Annotated in this window: 9 protein-coding genes and 1 pseudogene; 2 read left to right on the forward strand and 8 right to left on the reverse strand. The window is 30.7% G+C overall.

The genetic code is table 4. From position 1 onward, the window contains the following. Nucleotides 1–51: 51 nt before the first annotated feature. Both D2833_RS03885 and D2833_RS03890 read left to right on the forward strand, forming a co-directional pair. Nucleotides 52–3,378, forward strand: a complete 3,327-nt coding sequence (locus tag D2833_RS03885; RefSeq protein ID WP_027333293.1) for a DEAD/DEAH box helicase — start codon at nt 52–54, stop codon at nt 3,376–3,378. A gap of 118 nt (nt 3,379–3,496) precedes the next feature. After that, entirely contained in the window at nt 3,497–4,156 is a 660-nt protein-coding gene (locus D2833_RS03890; RefSeq protein WP_231992437.1) for a hypothetical protein, read from the forward strand. A gap of 53 nt (nt 4,157–4,209) precedes the next feature. Here D2833_RS03890 and D2833_RS03895 read toward each other — a convergent pair whose 3' ends face one another. From D2833_RS03895 to D2833_RS03940, 8 genes and pseudogenes are all read right to left on the reverse strand, one after another. Further along, on the reverse strand, nt 4,210–6,291 hold the full coding sequence (locus D2833_RS03895) for a putative immunoglobulin-blocking virulence protein (protein WP_027333292.1): 2,082 nt from the start codon (nt 6,289–6,291) through the stop codon (nt 4,210–4,212). Between the two features lie 318 nt (nt 6,292–6,609). Beyond that, entirely contained in the window at nt 6,610–6,843 is a 234-nt protein-coding gene (locus D2833_RS03900) for a hypothetical protein (RefSeq protein WP_011113965.1), read from the reverse strand. A gap of 179 nt (nt 6,844–7,022) precedes the next feature. Further along, complete coding sequence (locus D2833_RS03905; protein ID WP_318023757.1) at nt 7,023–7,391, reverse strand: IgG-blocking virulence protein; 369 nt, start codon at nt 7,389–7,391, stop codon at nt 7,023–7,025. Between the two features lie 222 nt (nt 7,392–7,613). Continuing rightward, the gene (locus tag D2833_RS03915; protein WP_011113968.1) at nt 7,614–8,192 is read right to left on the reverse strand and encodes a hypothetical protein; all 579 of its coding nucleotides are present in this window, start codon (nt 8,190–8,192) and stop codon (nt 7,614–7,616) included. 314 nt (nt 8,193–8,506) lie between these two features. Then, complete coding sequence (gene mip, locus D2833_RS03925; protein WP_027333291.1) at nt 8,507–10,882, reverse strand: Ig-specific serine endopeptidase MIP; 2,376 nt, start codon at nt 10,880–10,882, stop codon at nt 8,507–8,509. 178 nt (nt 10,883–11,060) lie between these two features. Beyond that, nucleotides 11,061–11,730, reverse strand: a pseudogene (locus tag D2833_RS03930) (ATP synthase beta subunit C-terminal domain-containing protein); the annotation flags it as partial. Between the two features lie 271 nt (nt 11,731–12,001). Continuing rightward, entirely contained in the window at nt 12,002–14,026 is a 2,025-nt protein-coding gene (locus D2833_RS03935) for a putative immunoglobulin-blocking virulence protein (RefSeq protein ID WP_117274125.1), read from the reverse strand. A 125-nt stretch (nt 14,027–14,151) separates the two neighbouring features. After that, nucleotides 14,152–16,269 carry a putative immunoglobulin-blocking virulence protein gene (locus D2833_RS03940; protein WP_027333139.1) on the reverse strand — a complete coding sequence of 706 codons (2,118 nt, stop codon included), beginning with the start codon at nt 16,267–16,269 and terminating at the stop codon, nt 14,152–14,154. Nucleotides 16,270–16,276 lie beyond the last annotated feature (7 nt).

Here is a 16,276-nt window from a genome sequence, read left to right on the forward strand (position 1 = left end):
ACCCTTTATCTTTTAACTTTTCTTGGTTATAATTTTAAATATTATTATTTTTTGTGCTGGGATTGAATGCTAAATAAGATCTTAGAATATTATTTTCAAGATAGCGAGCTAATTCGGGGTAAAAACCTGGTAAATCGAAAAACTGTTAAATTAACTTACCACCAAGATAACAAACTATTAGTTTTAAGTGCAAGAATCAACGATGAAGCTAATGTTGTTAATACCAAAGTAACTGTTAATGGCAGTAACGAAAAGCTATTAAATATCTCTTGTAACTGCCCTTCGCGACTAAAGTATTGTCGCTATGTTGCAGCCACTATTTATTGCGCTTATGTTCAATTAAAAACCCTTTTTAATAAAGAACAAGAAGCTAATAAAAAACAAGAGATTATCTTAAACAATAATAAGATTCAACAAACTAAGATTAGTCCTAAAGAAAAAGCTTACTTTAGTATTGAAAAGATTAAAAAGAGCTTTAATACGACAAAACTATCAGTTTTTTTAAACGTCGATTCTTATAAGTTTAAACTAGTTAATGAGAATCACTTTTTATTAAAACAAGAGTGGATGAATGGGGATGAGATTAGCTTTTATGTTTGTTATGAAAAAGCTAAAACACCAGTCAAAATCTTAAAATTAAAAATTGACAGCGATGCTTTAAATTATCAAGATTATTTTATGTTTTGATACCTTGTGTATCTAGCTAACATAAATAATCTTGATGAAGAAACGTTCTTATCTGAAGGATCATATTTGCATAGCGAATTTAAGTTAAGCAATCATGGGCTATACGCATTAAATGACCTAGAAACTTTTAAAAAGTTCCTTGGGAAATATGACCAATCTTACCAGCAAGCTCAATTAGATGATGATCTAATTAATGAAATTAATACTTGCTTTAATGAATGCAGTTTTATTGTTAACTCTAAGAAAACTGAAAACCGGATCTTATTAACAAGTGAAAGAAACGATGTTTATAACTTTAAGATTGAAAGTTTTGTTGATAAAAAATGAAGTTCTTATTTAAGTCACTACTTAACTAAGGACAACAAGTTGGTAATTAACTCGTTTAATAAGATCTTAAACCAGAACAACCTTAACCACGAGTTACTAAACAAGGTTTCAATCGCTTCTAAAGAGTTTTTAGATTTTTATATTTATATAACCAAGATGGGGTTTGATAATATCTATTTAGATGATCAAAAGAAGATTACCAAACTTGTTGATTATTTACCTAAAGCTGGCTTAGTCCTTGGGTTTAACGAAAAGAAGAACGGGTTAACTACTAGTTTAGTTTTTAACTACAAGCGAGATAATGAAAATAATATCGTTTATTTTGAAGACCAAAAGTTACTTAAAAATAAACGTCTGCATTTATATGAAGAAAACACCTATGACTTTTTCTTTAAAAAAGTCATTAACAAACGATTATTAACCCGTTTAAAAAAGAACACTGTAGATCTAAATGATCTAGAAGAGTTGCACGAATTAACCAACTATTTTAATAATAACGATCAGTTCCAAATAAAAGTTTTAGAACCTTATACAAAAGAACTTAAACTTAAGTTTGAGATTACGGATTTTAAAAAGATCGAATCACATAACGATCTAATAAAAATCACCTTATCTAACTTTTATTACAACTTTGATTTCATCAAAGATATTGTGGCTAACTACTTGTTGGCTAAAGAACTATATATAACCAACGATGGTTATTATTGTTTAAACGATCCAGAGAACTCAGCTTTTCTAGAGTTCTGATCTAAATTTGATTTTTACGGGGTTAAGAAGGTTAACTCAAAAACAATCGTTGTTAACAAATACCGATTGTTAGATCTTTATAATTCTTTTAAACCTTACCTAAATTACTTTAAAAAGATTGCTAGCAAAGATATTCTTGAACTAATAGATGCATTATTTAATAATACCTTTAAAGATGAGTTAACGATTCAAGAACCGTTTGATCAACTTTTATGACCTTATCAAAAAGAAGGTCATAAATGGTTGAGAATCTTACAAAAGTTTGGGTTTGGTGGGATTATGGCAGATGATATGGGATTGGGTAAAACGATCCAAATGATCTCAGTTATCTCCCAATTCTATAAAGACCACGCCCATGAAATTAAGCAAAGCTTAATCGTAGCACCTGCTTCGTTGTTATTAAATTGGGCTAGTGAGTTCAAGAAATTTGACCCAGATTTAGTTGTGGCTACGATATCTGGAAATGTTGATAATCGTAGAGCGATAATCAACTCAAGAAACCATCTGGTTGAAATCACCACTTACTCTGCTTTTAAAAAAGATCGTGCATACCATGCTAAAAAAGATTATGCTTACATTGTTTTAGATGAAGCACAAAGCATTAAGAATGCTTCATCGATTTTATCTAAAGATATTAAGAGTCTTAATGGTGCTCACAAGGTTGCTTTAACTGGAACCGTGGTTGAGAACCGGTTAGCTGAACTATGATCAATCTTTGACTTTGTTTTACCAGGCTTCTTTGGTTCGATTACAGATTTTAACCTTAACTATGCTAGTCAAATCGAACGTGATGAAAAGATTAATGAAGTAACCTTAGAACGTTTAAAGAAAAAGATTGCACCATTTATCCTAAGAAGAACTAAGGATAAGGTGCTAAAAGATTTACCACCGAAAACTCAAACTGATCTGTTAGTAGGATTGTCTTCTGATCATATGAGTTTTTATCGTAAACGAGAACAAGAAGTTAAAGAAGAAATTTTAAAGATTATTCAAAACAAGGAACAATCTAGAAAAGGCTTGGGAATTATGCTGGCTAAACTCTTAAACGAGTTACGTCAGATCTGTTGTTCGCCAAAACTACTTAACCCTAGTTTTGAAGGAGAAAACGCAAAATTTGTTGCAGCTATGGACATTATTAATAATGCCATTAAAAGCAACAAAAAAACCTTATTGTTTAGTCAATATCTAGGTGTAATTAGCTTATTCAAAAAAGAACTAGAACAAAGAAATATTAAATACTTTATTCTAACGGGTGATACTCCCAAAGAAGTAAGGCTTCAATACGTTAACGACTTTAATAATGCTAAAGAGCCAGCCGTTTTCATCGCTTCATTAAAAGCGGGTGGGGTCGGACTAAACTTAACTGGAGCTGAGATCGTTATTCATTATGACTTATGATGAAACTTGGCTCTTCAAAACCAAGCAACTGATCGTGCTCACCGAATCGGACAAAGAAACCACCTTCAGGTTTACCGAATTATTGCTGCTGACACGATCGAAGAACGAATCGTTGCTATCCAAGAACGTAAGAAAGAACTAGCAGCTAAATTAATCCAAGAAACTGATAACAGTTTAAGTTGATTAAACATTAAAGATATCTTATCTCTATTTAACTAAATTGTCTTAATAATTTAGTCCTTTTAAAAATCTAAAGAAAAAATAAATTTATTGATTTATCATTATTTAATAAAGATTGATCATTATTTTTATCGTTATCGATTTAAGATCTAAAAATATGTTTAAATATTTATCTGATAAAAAATTAATAGATGGTTGTTTTATTTTAGCTAATGATATTATCAAGCACTTACAAACTGATTTAGCTAGACAATCAATTGATACTCAGATCTATTTGGTGGCTGAAACAAAAGAAAAATTAACCTGCAATAACGACGGGATCGATTTTGATTTTGATTTCGTTTTAAAACTTTTAAAACCAGCAATCGCTTTAAAAAATCGAACCAATGATCAATTAAAAAACGATATTAAAAAATCGTTTGAACACGTCTTAAAAGACCAGTTCCAACAAAACGAAGCTGTGGTAGAACCTACTACTAGTGGTTTTAGTGTGGCTAATATCGTTCATAAAGACTTTCCTAAACAAAAGTTTTATCTTGATATCGTTATTTATAAATTTGATGGTAAAGGGTTCTTTATCTTAAAAGAACATAAGAATGGTGTTAACCAAGTTTGAACTAAAACAAAAAGTTTAAAAGAACTTATCGACCGAATGAATTTAGTTGAAAGCGACCCAGTTGCTTGATCTAAATTCAAGGAAAGATATTTATATTGGAAAACTAAATATCTTGAAGTTAATAAAACACGACCTTCGTCGTTTAGTTGTAAAGTCCAAGCACTTAATGACGCTTTCAACAAGTTCTGGCAGAATCAATAAGAAATATAAAAAAAAATCCGATCATCTTATTTGATAGATCGGATTTTTTATTGTTAGTTGCTATTTACATTAGAAGGTTTATCTAATTTATCACCTATTGGGTTTAAAGTGTTGTCGATTTCAAAGATCCTAGGTTTTAGGTTGTGCTTCTCAACATCTTCTGGTGAAACTAATTGAACATTAGCTCCATATGCGATCCCACTAACAATTGATTGTAACGCTGGATCGGTGACAATAATCGTTTTAAACGATCCACCCATTCGGGCATATTTAATAAATGTAGCTAGATCACCAGTACTTGTTAGATCACTCGCCTTACCTAATAAGATTAAATCATCAGGTTGTTTTAGTTCAGTTCCGCGACCAAAGGTAATGTATTTACCTCTTTCAGGTTGATATGACATAAGACTTGTTCATTGCGAATTGTTAAATTCTGAGACATTATAAACTAAGTGTTCACCAGTGTCATCACTGGTAATTAAATCTTTAGATAATCTAACGATCTTTAAGTTAGCATCCCTAATATTTAATCCTTTAAACGAACGAATAATTGGTGCGTCAGAGAAATCCCAAACTACAGGTTTACCTCCCTTACCTTGAAACTGACCATTAAAGACACGTTCGTTTCTGCGATTAAATGCGATATCAATCCCTTCTTGAACACGCGCTAAATCGTCGTTACGATCAAATTTTAAAGCGGCAAAGATTGGTGTTGAAGGGATTATTGATCCAGGAGGATATGGATCAAATCCACCAACGTTATAGTTATTAGTTGAAGGAATAAAGTTGGTGTGTTTTAATGCTAGTGGGTTAATACCTCATAGGTTACTATTAACTGTACCTGTTGTATAAATATTAAGCTCGTCTAATCTGCGGTTTTCTAAAGCTAATAATGAACTTGTATTAGAGTTTTCAAAGAAAACAGTTAACATCTTAACGTTTTTAGGCAAAGCTTTAATGATGTCATAAACATCACGAGTAGTACTTGTTTTACCAACATTGGTTAATACAACACCAATACTTTGTGTAGTATCAGCGGCTTTCTTCAAGAATTCAATGAACTTGTTGTAACCTGAAGTGTTATCCACATCTAATACAAAGACATTAACATCCCTCTTGTTTTTGTAGTAATCATCATTTCTTTCATTAGGAGTGTAATGTCTTACAGTAATACCATCTTCAGCAGTAATTGCATATTTAGGATCATTAATGAATTGTTGCGTATTATCCGTTCTTGTTCAACCACGATAATCTCCATTTAAGATGTCTCTTGGGTTTTCATTATATTGCCAGTTAGGGACACCTAAAAGTTTCTTTTTGTTTACTTCTTTGTAGTAATTTAAAACAGGGTTTTCAGATGGGTCTTGGTAACCAAACGTTACTGAAACGTTAGGAACCATGATTTGTAAAACACGGTTAGCTTTTGCTTCATTTTCAATACCTCTAGCAGTTACAGCACCTAATGAAATTTGTAAATCTTGGAAACCATATTGAGTTCTACCTGGTTCGTTTCTTTCTTTAAATAGATTATTTCAATAGTAATCAAAAGATAGATCGTTCCCTTTGTAGCCTATAGTTTTTTTAAATAATTGCTTATTTGCTTCAGTGTTAGCAGCTAAACCTTGTTTAACAATATTTTTGATCGTATTTAAAATTCTATTAGAGTCTGCTATTATAGCACCAACCTTGTCTCCAAAAACTGTTTGCACACTTGGATCATATGGTAAAGTCGGAGTAGATGAATCAAGATTGTAGTCGGTTTTAGCATAAGGAATTCCTGATGGCTCAGGAACTGGGGTAGGTGTTGGTTTAGGCTTTGGTGTTGGTGTTGGTGTTGGTTTAAGTTCTGGCTTTGGTGTTGGATCAGGTTTTCTTTCTGGCGGAATAACCTGAGTTGGTTTTTCTTCGGGTTTAGGTTGTTTTGGCGTGTTAAAATCACGATTCGAATTATACTGACTGTTATCAGCCGTATTCGCATCCAATTCAACTTTGTTACTTCTTTCTATTAATCTGCTTGTATTATTGCTAATAGTATTTGAATATACTATTCCAAAAGTGGCACTTCCGGCCATCACTATTGATGCTGCAGATAAACTAATTATCTTAATTAGTTTTCTTTTTCTAGAACTTATCATTTAAAAAAACAAACCTAAGTTCATTAATAACTGTCAATATTGAAATATTAACTTCTATATAAATAATTATAAGCCAAATTATTGCTTTTGTTAATAGTATGCTAACTAGCTAGTTTTCTTAATTGGCTCACCGATTGCGTTAAGGTTTGGATTAATCTCAAACACTTTTAATTGATTTTTATCTAATGTTTCTAAAGGTAGAACCTTAACATTAATATAGTTTTGTTATAATGCTGCTGCATTAATCTGATCAGCTAAATATTGTGATGAAACATAAACGTTTTTAAATGCACCACTGTTGGTTGTGTATTTAATGAATTATTCTAAGTTATCTAAACCTTCACGTTCTAACGTACTGATATTACCTCTAAGAACTAATATTTCAGGTTGAGCAATTTCAATTCCTCTACCAAAACTAATGTATCGTTTTAGATAACTTGGTTGGTACTGCATAGCGGCTGTTCATTGTGAGTGGTTAAAGTCAGATAGATCGTAAGTTACATATGTGTTACCACTAGAAGTGGTTTGAATCAACTCACTTGATAATCTCACATATCTTAATTCTGCATCATGAACGTTTAAGTTCTTAAGATTTCTAATAATCGGAGCATCCGCAAAGTCTCAGAATACCGGTTAAGCACCATCACCTTGGAAGATACGTTCGCTTCTTCTTGCTTTAGCAATATCTAGACCTTCTTGAATACGCTTGTAATCATCATTACGGTCGAACTTTAATTTACCAATAATTGAAGTTGAAGCAACTGTAACCCGCTTGCGTAACCACCAACGTTGTAAGCTAATAATGATGGAATAAAGTTAATATGTTTTAAAGCTAATGGGTTGATTGCTCATAGACCACTGTTAACTTGTCCAGTTGTATAGATATTTAGTTCTCTTAGGTGTCTGTTTTCTAAAGCTAATAATGAAGTTGTGTCAGAGTTTTCAAAGAACACTGTTAAAGTTACCACATTATCTGGTAATGCTTTAATGATGTCATAAACGTTTCTATTAGTGTGAGTTTTACCAACATCTTCTAACACAACACCAATTTCAGAAGTTGTATTCTTAACCTTGTTTAGAAGTTTATGAATTTTTCGTATCCATTTGTATTGTCGACACTTAACACGAAGACATTTATTTCTTTCTTATTAGCATAATAGGGATCGTTTGGATCTGCTGGTTTGTAATTTCTTACACGAATACCATCAGCTGAGCTGATTCCGTACCTCTGGTCTTTTACAAATTCATTAGTTAAGTCTGTCTTAACTCAACCAGCAAAATTTCCACCCAAGATATCTCTAGAATTATCAACAGCTAACTTATTAGGAGTACCTATTAGGAGTACCTAACACACGGTAACAATAAACTTCTTTATAGTAGCGAATTACGGGGTCATTATCTTGGTTTTCATAACCAAATGAAACGTTAATTGAGTGATCAATATTAATGTTGATTTTTCAAATACGGTTAGCTTTAGATTCAAATAAAAGAAAATTATTATCGTTTAAAGCTCTTTCTACACCTTGTAGCAAATAATCAATAAATTTAATACCGTTTCAAGTTTTGGTAAATAATCCTTCTCAGATTTTGTTGAAGAATTCTTCATTGCCACCATAACCTGATGCTTTTCTAAATGCATCACGAGCAGCTGTGTCATCAGCACCGTTGACAATAGCTCGTAAAAGAGCTTGTTTACCAGCATTCAATGAAGCTTTAGTTTTTTCTAAAAGTATCATTGCGTCAGCATCACTTAAAACCCGTTTACTTGGATCGTTAGGTTGTTTAGGAGTGTTCTGATCCAAACCGTAATCCTGCTTATCATAAGTTACGTATTCGATTTGTGTTGTGTCAGCAAAAACGTTGTTAGGATCAACGGGTCTTGGTTCAGGTTTAGGTTCCACAGGAGGTTCAACTTGATTTTCTTCTTTATCGTTAACTACAGGAGTTATTGTTTCTTCTTTTATTTCTTTTAAATTGTTATCTTTATTTGAGTAATTAATATGATCAGTTTCAACATTTTATAAATTTAAAACTAATTTATCACCTCTTGAAGCAATAATAACATTTAAATCTCTAGCTTTATCACTAGAATTATCAACAATAACTTTAGCAATTATACTTCCTGCTATAGAAATAGTTGAAATTGCGACTAAATTAATAAGTAATTTAATCTCTTTTGCTTTTATTATGCTTCCTTCATAAAATAATTAAAATTTTATTGATTTTTGAATTTAAATTCTTCTGGAATTTCATTTATTCCATTTGGGAATAATGCTGTTTTAATATTTGTGTTTAATGACTTTAGGGCTTCACGGTATGAAGTTCTTTGCTTCTTACCACCACCATAAATTAAATCATATTCTTCTAATTGGTATTTACCATAAAAACCATTGTAAGTTTCACCTTCACTTCTAAAAGCTTGAGTAAATGCTGTTAAAGAAACACCGGTTCCATCTGCCACTGCAAAGTTAATACCGATTAATTTATTATCAATAGTTCTTACACTAGAACCTGAAGCTCCACCTAAAGGTTGTCATGAACTAAGTGAATATCCTAAACCGTAATTGGTATATTGATTACCTTTATATGTAGACTCTGTATCTTTAATGTAGTTATATACATAACCTTCATTACTTTCAGAACGTATTAATGGACTAGCTATAGTATAGTCTGTAATACCCGGCATATTTAAAAAGGTTCTAATAGCTAGAGTTCTATTAAATCCTCCACCGTATTCTTTAGTTGAAACTCTACCAGCTTCTTCTCTACCTTCGCCAATATAAATTGGTTTGTTAATTCATAAACTTTGACTTGATTTTTCTAATAAGTCTTCAGTTTGATCATAAGTAGGTGTTATATAACCATCTGTTGAAGAAGTAGGGAAACCTACTGAAATTAAACTTAAATTACTTCTAGATAAAGTAGTTTTTCTGCCGTCAGTTAAAGTTACATCACTTATTGTTGCTTTTGCATCTTCTTTATAAGTTGCTTTAAGCGATTTAGTAATAAAGCTTATTTGTTCTTCTTTTTTTCAATTAGCATAATCAGATGTAATTAATTTAGCCAATGCTTCAGCACTTTCAATTGGTTTTTCTTCAAAGAAAACACCAGTGCCAGTATTTTTTACATATTTATAATCGCTATCATTTGCTTTTTTAAAATTAATTTCTAAAACAGCAAAATCAGCTGATTCTTCAATTTTACTTATTGGTGAAGAAGGATCAACATAATCTTTAGGGCTAGTTTTTAAGAAGTCAATTCCAGCATAAATTAATTTCACTTGATCAGGTGATAAATTAACTTTTTCCACTGTAGGAGCAATAGCGTTAGTTCTTAATCATTTATTTAAAGGAGTATCTTGGTTAAAATGTGATAAAGAAACTGTTTTAGTTGAACCTAAAAAGCCTGCTTTTAAATCTTTAGCTGCTTTATCGTAATCAATTCTAAATTGTAAATCTAGTTTATTTCATTCAACAGTAGCGTTTGCATTTTGTTCTTGATAAGCTGCTGGTAATTCAATATCTTCGATTTTTTTAATTAAATCTTCATATTCTTTAGTTTTAGCTGCGTCACCATTTGTTTCAGCTTGTTGTTTTAAACCAATATATCTATTTTTTTCTCCGTATAAACGTTCAATTTTTTCTTGATATGGTTTAGTTAATTCTTTTCATTTGTTTTCACCAGCATCAAAAGCTGCTTTAGCTTTTTGATAACGTTGTGCTTCAGCTTTTTCATCAACAATGTTAGTAAATCTTGAACCGTCGCTTTCTTTTTTCATTAATGCAGCAGCAACGTGAGCATTTGTCGCTAAGTATCATTTTGTTGGATATCCGCTATCATCTAATTCATAATCAAGAATTCAAGCAGTACCTTTATAAGTTAAAGAACTATAGTTTTGACCACCTTGAACTTTAGCCATTTCCTCATTGAAGTTACTAAATTCAATAGCAAAAGTTTGTAAAGCTACTTTTTTATAAATCTCATTAGGTAAATATCTTGGTAAACCACGATTACCTGGTGTTGAATTTCAATAAGCAGCTTTTGTTGAATCTCTAATTGGATTAATGTAAAGATAATTATCTTTATTAACTACTGAGAAATTACGTAAAATAGCGCTCTTATAATCAGGTTGTCCAGCAGCTTGTGCTTTTTTGTTATATTCTTCTATTTCACTTTCACTTAAAATTGGTAATTTATAACGTTCGTTTAATCTCTTTTGTAAATCATTAAATTCTCCACGCAAACCTTCTAAAGCTTTAACATACCCTTCTAAATCAACTTTATTTTTTTCAGTTGTTGACAATTTTCTATATGCTTCAATATTATCAATAGCCAATTGTGGTTTTCCAGGTATATTAGTTGGAATTGTCGGATTAGTTGGATTAGTGCCTGGTAAGTTAATTGAAGGTCTTTCTGGTTGTACTTCTACTAAACCTCCGTGTTTATCACTAGCTTTTTTTTCTTCGTCTGATGGAGTTGTAGGATTAATTTTATCATCTATTTGTTTTTTAGAACAAGCTACCATCAAAGGTGTTAATCCAGTTAACAACAAAACACTACCTAAAAATAAATGTTTGAATTTTAATTTCATAATACTCCTTAAGAAAATTAAAAATTTTCTTTTATATTTAAATAATAATTCTAATGAATTATAAAAAGTTTAAGATTACTCTTTTTTTTCTTGATCAAAACGCTGTTTTAAAGGCAAAATTAATCAAATCAATATATTTTCTATATAGTAAAAAGTTCTAAAATGAATTTTTTATTTTTTAAATTTTAATATCATCTACTGAATCAATATATGAGAATTTTTCTGGATTTAAATCTAAAAATTCACCTTTTAAAATTTTCTCAACTGAACCAATTGTATCTCCCAAGTTAACAAAAACACTACTTTTAAGTGTAAAATGTTCTGTCATATAGAAATTTTGTGAGAAGAATTTTTGTAATTGTAAAGCTTTTTTAACAATTGTTTTAGATTGATCGTCTAATTCATCAAAACCTAAAATTAACATAATATCTTCGATTTCTTTATATTTTTGCAAAATATATCTAGTTTCTAAAATGGCATTATAATGCCATTGACCGATGAATTCAGGATTAACATTATTTGATGAAGAAACTAAAGGATCAAAAGCAGGAAAAATATTTTTAGCACTAATTTCTCTTGAAAGCACTAATGAAGAATTTAAGTGATTAAATACAGCTACAGCTGAAGGATCAGATAAATCATCCATCGGTAAGAAAACATTTTGAAAGGAAGCAATTGAACCATTTTCATTATTAAATAAATCTTTGTTCTGCTTGCGAAATTTCAGTGTTTAAAGTTGCTTGATAACCATCGATTGAAGGTTTTTTATCTAAAGAAGCGGCAACTTCATTTCCAGCTTGTAAAAAACGGAAAATATTATCAATAAATAATAAGACATTTTCTTTGTTATTTTTATTGCCTAAAAAATAACTTTTCATAGTACTTATTATTATTAAAAGACCAAAGAGAATTACAGTATAAAATACATAGAAATTTGATCCTTTATGTAAAGTATAAGGAGTGTTAAACAAATCTTCATAAGAAAGTAAATTAACACTTAAATGCTTCATAGCAAATTCAAATAAGAAGCCAAAAATAACAACAAAGATAAACAGAGTAGATAAAGCTATAACTCTTAAAATATTTTCTTTTTCTCAATTGAATCTTAAAACTTTTGAATTATTCAAACGAGATGATTTCACTATTTCCTTCATTAGTATCAAAGTTGCTTGGTTTTACAATTGCTCTTTTACCAAAAGTAGTAAAGGCTTGAGAATTATTTAATGTATTTGCCATTGTTTCATTATCTACATAAACTGTTTGGAAAACATATTTTCCTGATTCAATTAATCCATAAAGTTCTGGACCTCAATTATTGCCTAAATCCACAGCATTGCCTTGTATATAAAGTGTATCAACTTTTTGAGGAGAAACAAACATTAACTTAGGACGATCGGGTCCTTTAATTAATAAAGCTGATCATTGTTGTTGATGTAAAGTTTTACTATCTAGAGTAAAGACATTCGAATTGTTATAAAGGGTTAATTTTTTAAATACTCTACCATAGAAATTCATACCTTGTAAACTTTTGATTTCTGGAAGATTAGAAAAATCTAAATAAGTAGGTCATGAGCCATCTCCAAATGCTCCTTGAAAAATTCTCTCGCCATATCTATCTTTAAGAGCAATTCTTAAACCTTCATTAATTTGATCTAAGGTCATGCCTTTATCAAATTTTAAGGTATTAAATACTATAGAACCGGGCATATTTTTATTATTAGGTTGGACCGTAGAAGTAGTGATTGATTCATGATTGTAATCAAAAGTAATATTTTTTACTCCTCTTAAAACATATGGATTAATACCTCAATCATCAGCTACTGTATTGCTTGAATTATATAAATCTAATTCTTGTATTTTTTTATCTTTTAAACCAATTAATGATGAAGTATCTCTAGCTTCAAAGAATAAAGTTAATTTTTGTATTGAATCTGGCATTTGAGCTAATATTTTACTAAAATCTTGATATTTATCAATTAAGCCCATATTTCTTATAACTATACCATCCAATTTTTGTCCAGCTTGTTCTGTTTTTTTCAAAAAGTTAAGGAAATTATTATAACCTGCAACATTTGATGCATCTAAAACAGCTATTAAACGATTGCCTTTAACTTTACTTTTGGCAAATTCGCCTTCAGGTGTATATTGTAAAACAGTTATACCATTGTTACTTCCTGCTCCATATTCAATAAAACTATTAGTTGCGTCTTGTTTTTTAAAACCTTCATAATCTAAATCACGAATAACTTTAGAATTACGTTTATATTCACTATCGTATGCAAAATATCTATTTTGATGATCTGATATCATTCTATTTCTTACTACATTATCTGAATGATCTATAAAGGTTCAAGAATTACCAGTATAACCTCATTGAATATTTGGCACCATACCTTTAGCTAAAAATTCATCTAAATCTCTTTCAATATTAGCTCACATATCTTTAAATTCTTTAGGTAAATTGTAAGCATCATTGATAATTTGAAAACCTATAGCTTTAGATTTTTCGCTTGTAGTTCTACCATCATTATTATATAAATTTTGTAATAAAACTGTTCAATCCTTTTTGCCTTCATTTTTTGTTGCCGCACCTAATTTTCTTATTTCATAAATTGCATCGTTAATTTGTCTAATTTGTTCATCAGTGAATTGTTTTGGTAAATCTTTAGTTAAATTAACTAAAGTAGACACTGCAGTTTTAATAGTTTCAGTTTGTTCTTTTGTTAATTTGCCACCAGGATTTTCTTTAGGTTTGAGCGTACTAAAATCTAAATCAGGTAAATTATTTATATCAACAAAACCTTCAGAAGATTGAGGCAACATATCTTCTATTGTTGGTTTTTTAGGTTCTGGTGGAGTTGGTTCTGGTTTTTTCTCAGGAGGATTAACAACTACTACTGGCTTACTCTCTGGTTTTTCTGGAGCATTTTCCAGATTAAAATCACGATTCGAATTTTGCGAATCGTTTGCATTTGAAGCATTCGTATTTAATGAAACCTTATTTGATCTTTGAAATAAGCTAGCTTGAGATTCTTTTTGTTGAGTTGAATAAACAATTCCCAAGGTGCTTGCCACACCCAGAGTAACAGAACCTGTACTAAGCGCAATTAATTTGATGATTTTTCTTTTTTTAGAGCTAATCATTTCAATAGTTTGACTAAAACAAGCTTATCAAAATAACTATAAATCTTTAATCTCACCTATATTAAATTATTATAAACTATATTGTTAATCTATAGAATTATAAGTTTTTGATCAGATTTTAAATTTTAAGCTTTATTTTTTGGTTCACCAATCGCGTTAAGTGTGTTGTCAATACCAAACTCTAGTTTTTTAACTTCGTTTAGTTTTTCAAGAGATAACACTGTATAAGTAAGTGAATTATTTTGTGAAGCTGCAGCTTGTTGTAACTGTTGACCTAAGAAATCAGAAGAGACAAGAACATTTCTAAATGCACCACTATTAGTTGTGTATTTAATGAATGATAATAGGTTATCTAAACCTTCACGTTCTAATGTGCTGATATCACCTCTAAGGACTAAAGTGTTAGGTTGGGCAATTTCAGTACCACGACCAAAGCTAATATAACGTTTTAAATAGCTTGGTTGGTATTGCATTGCTGCTGTTCATTGAGAGTGGTTAAAGTCTGCTAAATCATAAGTTACGAAAGTAGTACCACTATCTGGATCACTTTGAATTAATTTACTAGATAATCTTACTTGTTTTAATTCAGCATCATGAACATTTAAATTCTTTAAGCTGGTGATAATTGGAGCATCAGCAAAGTCTCAGAATACTGGTTTAGCGCCATCACCTTGGTGATTACCCTGGAAGATTCTTTCACTTCTTCTAGCTTTAGCAATATCTAAACCTTCTTGAACTCGTTTGTAATCATCATTACGATCAAATTTTAAGGTCGTAAAGATTGGCGTTGAAGCAATTGTTGATCCAGGGGGATATGGATCAAATCCACCAACATTATAAGCTAATAATGATGGGATAAAGTTAATGTGTTTTAACGCTAATGGGTTAATACCTCATAGATCAGTATTAACTTGTCCAGTTGTGTAAAGGTTTAATTCTTTTATCCGTCTGTCTTCTAAAGCTAATAATGATGTAGTATCAGCACCATCTAAGAAGACTGTTAGAGTTTCCACATTAGGTGGTAAAGCTTTAATAATGTCATAAACATTTCTTGTAGTATGAGCTTTACCAACGTTTTTAAGGGTTACACCGATCTTACTATTCTTATCATTTTCATAAACTTTAGTAATAAAGTCGATGAATTTTTGATAACCTGAAGTGTTATCAACATTTAAGATAAACATCTTTAGATCTTTTTTATCTTTGTAGTAATCACTTGATTTATCATCAGGACTATAATTTAACACTTGGATACCATCATCTTTACCAATTCCATAAGTTCCATTAGTGTATTGATCTGATACATCGGTTTTACTTCAACCTCTGAAGTTACCCTTAATAATATCATCTGAATTTGGACTGTATTTCCAATCTGGGTTACCTAAAACTTTATAAGAGTTAACTTCTTTATAGTAGTTTAAAACTGGGTTATCATTTTCGTTTTTATAACCAAAAGCTACATTAACAGTTAGATCTTTATTAACAAAGATTTTTCAAGTACGATTAGCTTTTGATTCCCCCATAAGGTTACCATTCAATCAATTCTGAATTGAATCAAGTAACCACTCAGCAGCAGTTTTACCATTAACTACGTTTGTAAACAGTTGTTTTCAAACATTGTTAAAGAAATCTTCGTTACCATCATAACCTGATAATTTTCTAATCGCATCACGAGTAGCAGTATCATTAGCCCCATTACCGCTTTTAATTGCAGCATCTAACTTATCTCTTGCACTGGTTAGTGAAGTAACTGTTTCTTTATATAAAGCAGCAGCTGCTGCATCACGAATTGCTTGCTTACTTGGGTCGTTAGGTTGTTTAGGTGTATTAGGGTCTAAGTTATAGTTTCCAGGGGTATAAGTAACGTATTTAATCTGTGTATCAGGTGCCAATTTATCAAACGGAGAAGGTTGAGGTTTTGGCTGAGGCTTTGGTTCTGGTTTAGGTTGTGGATCTGGTTTTGCTTCTGGCTTCTTTTCAGGTGGATTGACAATAATTGGTTTATTGTCAGGTTTTTGTTGTTCAGGTGGCAAATTAAAATCACGATTTGAGTTTTGCAAATCGTTAACCCCATTAGATCCTTGATCCAACTTAACGACATTATTTCTTTGAATTAATGTTGTTTGGGAATTGGATTCAGTTGTTGAATAAATTATTCCGAATGTACTAGCAGCACCAATAATAACAGATGATGTGCTAATTGATATTAATTTAATGATCTTTCTTTTTTTTGAACTTAACATTTATCGA

Origin of the sequence: Mycoplasmoides gallisepticum, assembly GCF_900476085.1 — a bacterium.
GTDB lineage: Bacteria > Bacillota_I > Bacilli_A > Mycoplasmatales > Mycoplasmoidaceae > Mycoplasmoides > Mycoplasmoides gallisepticum.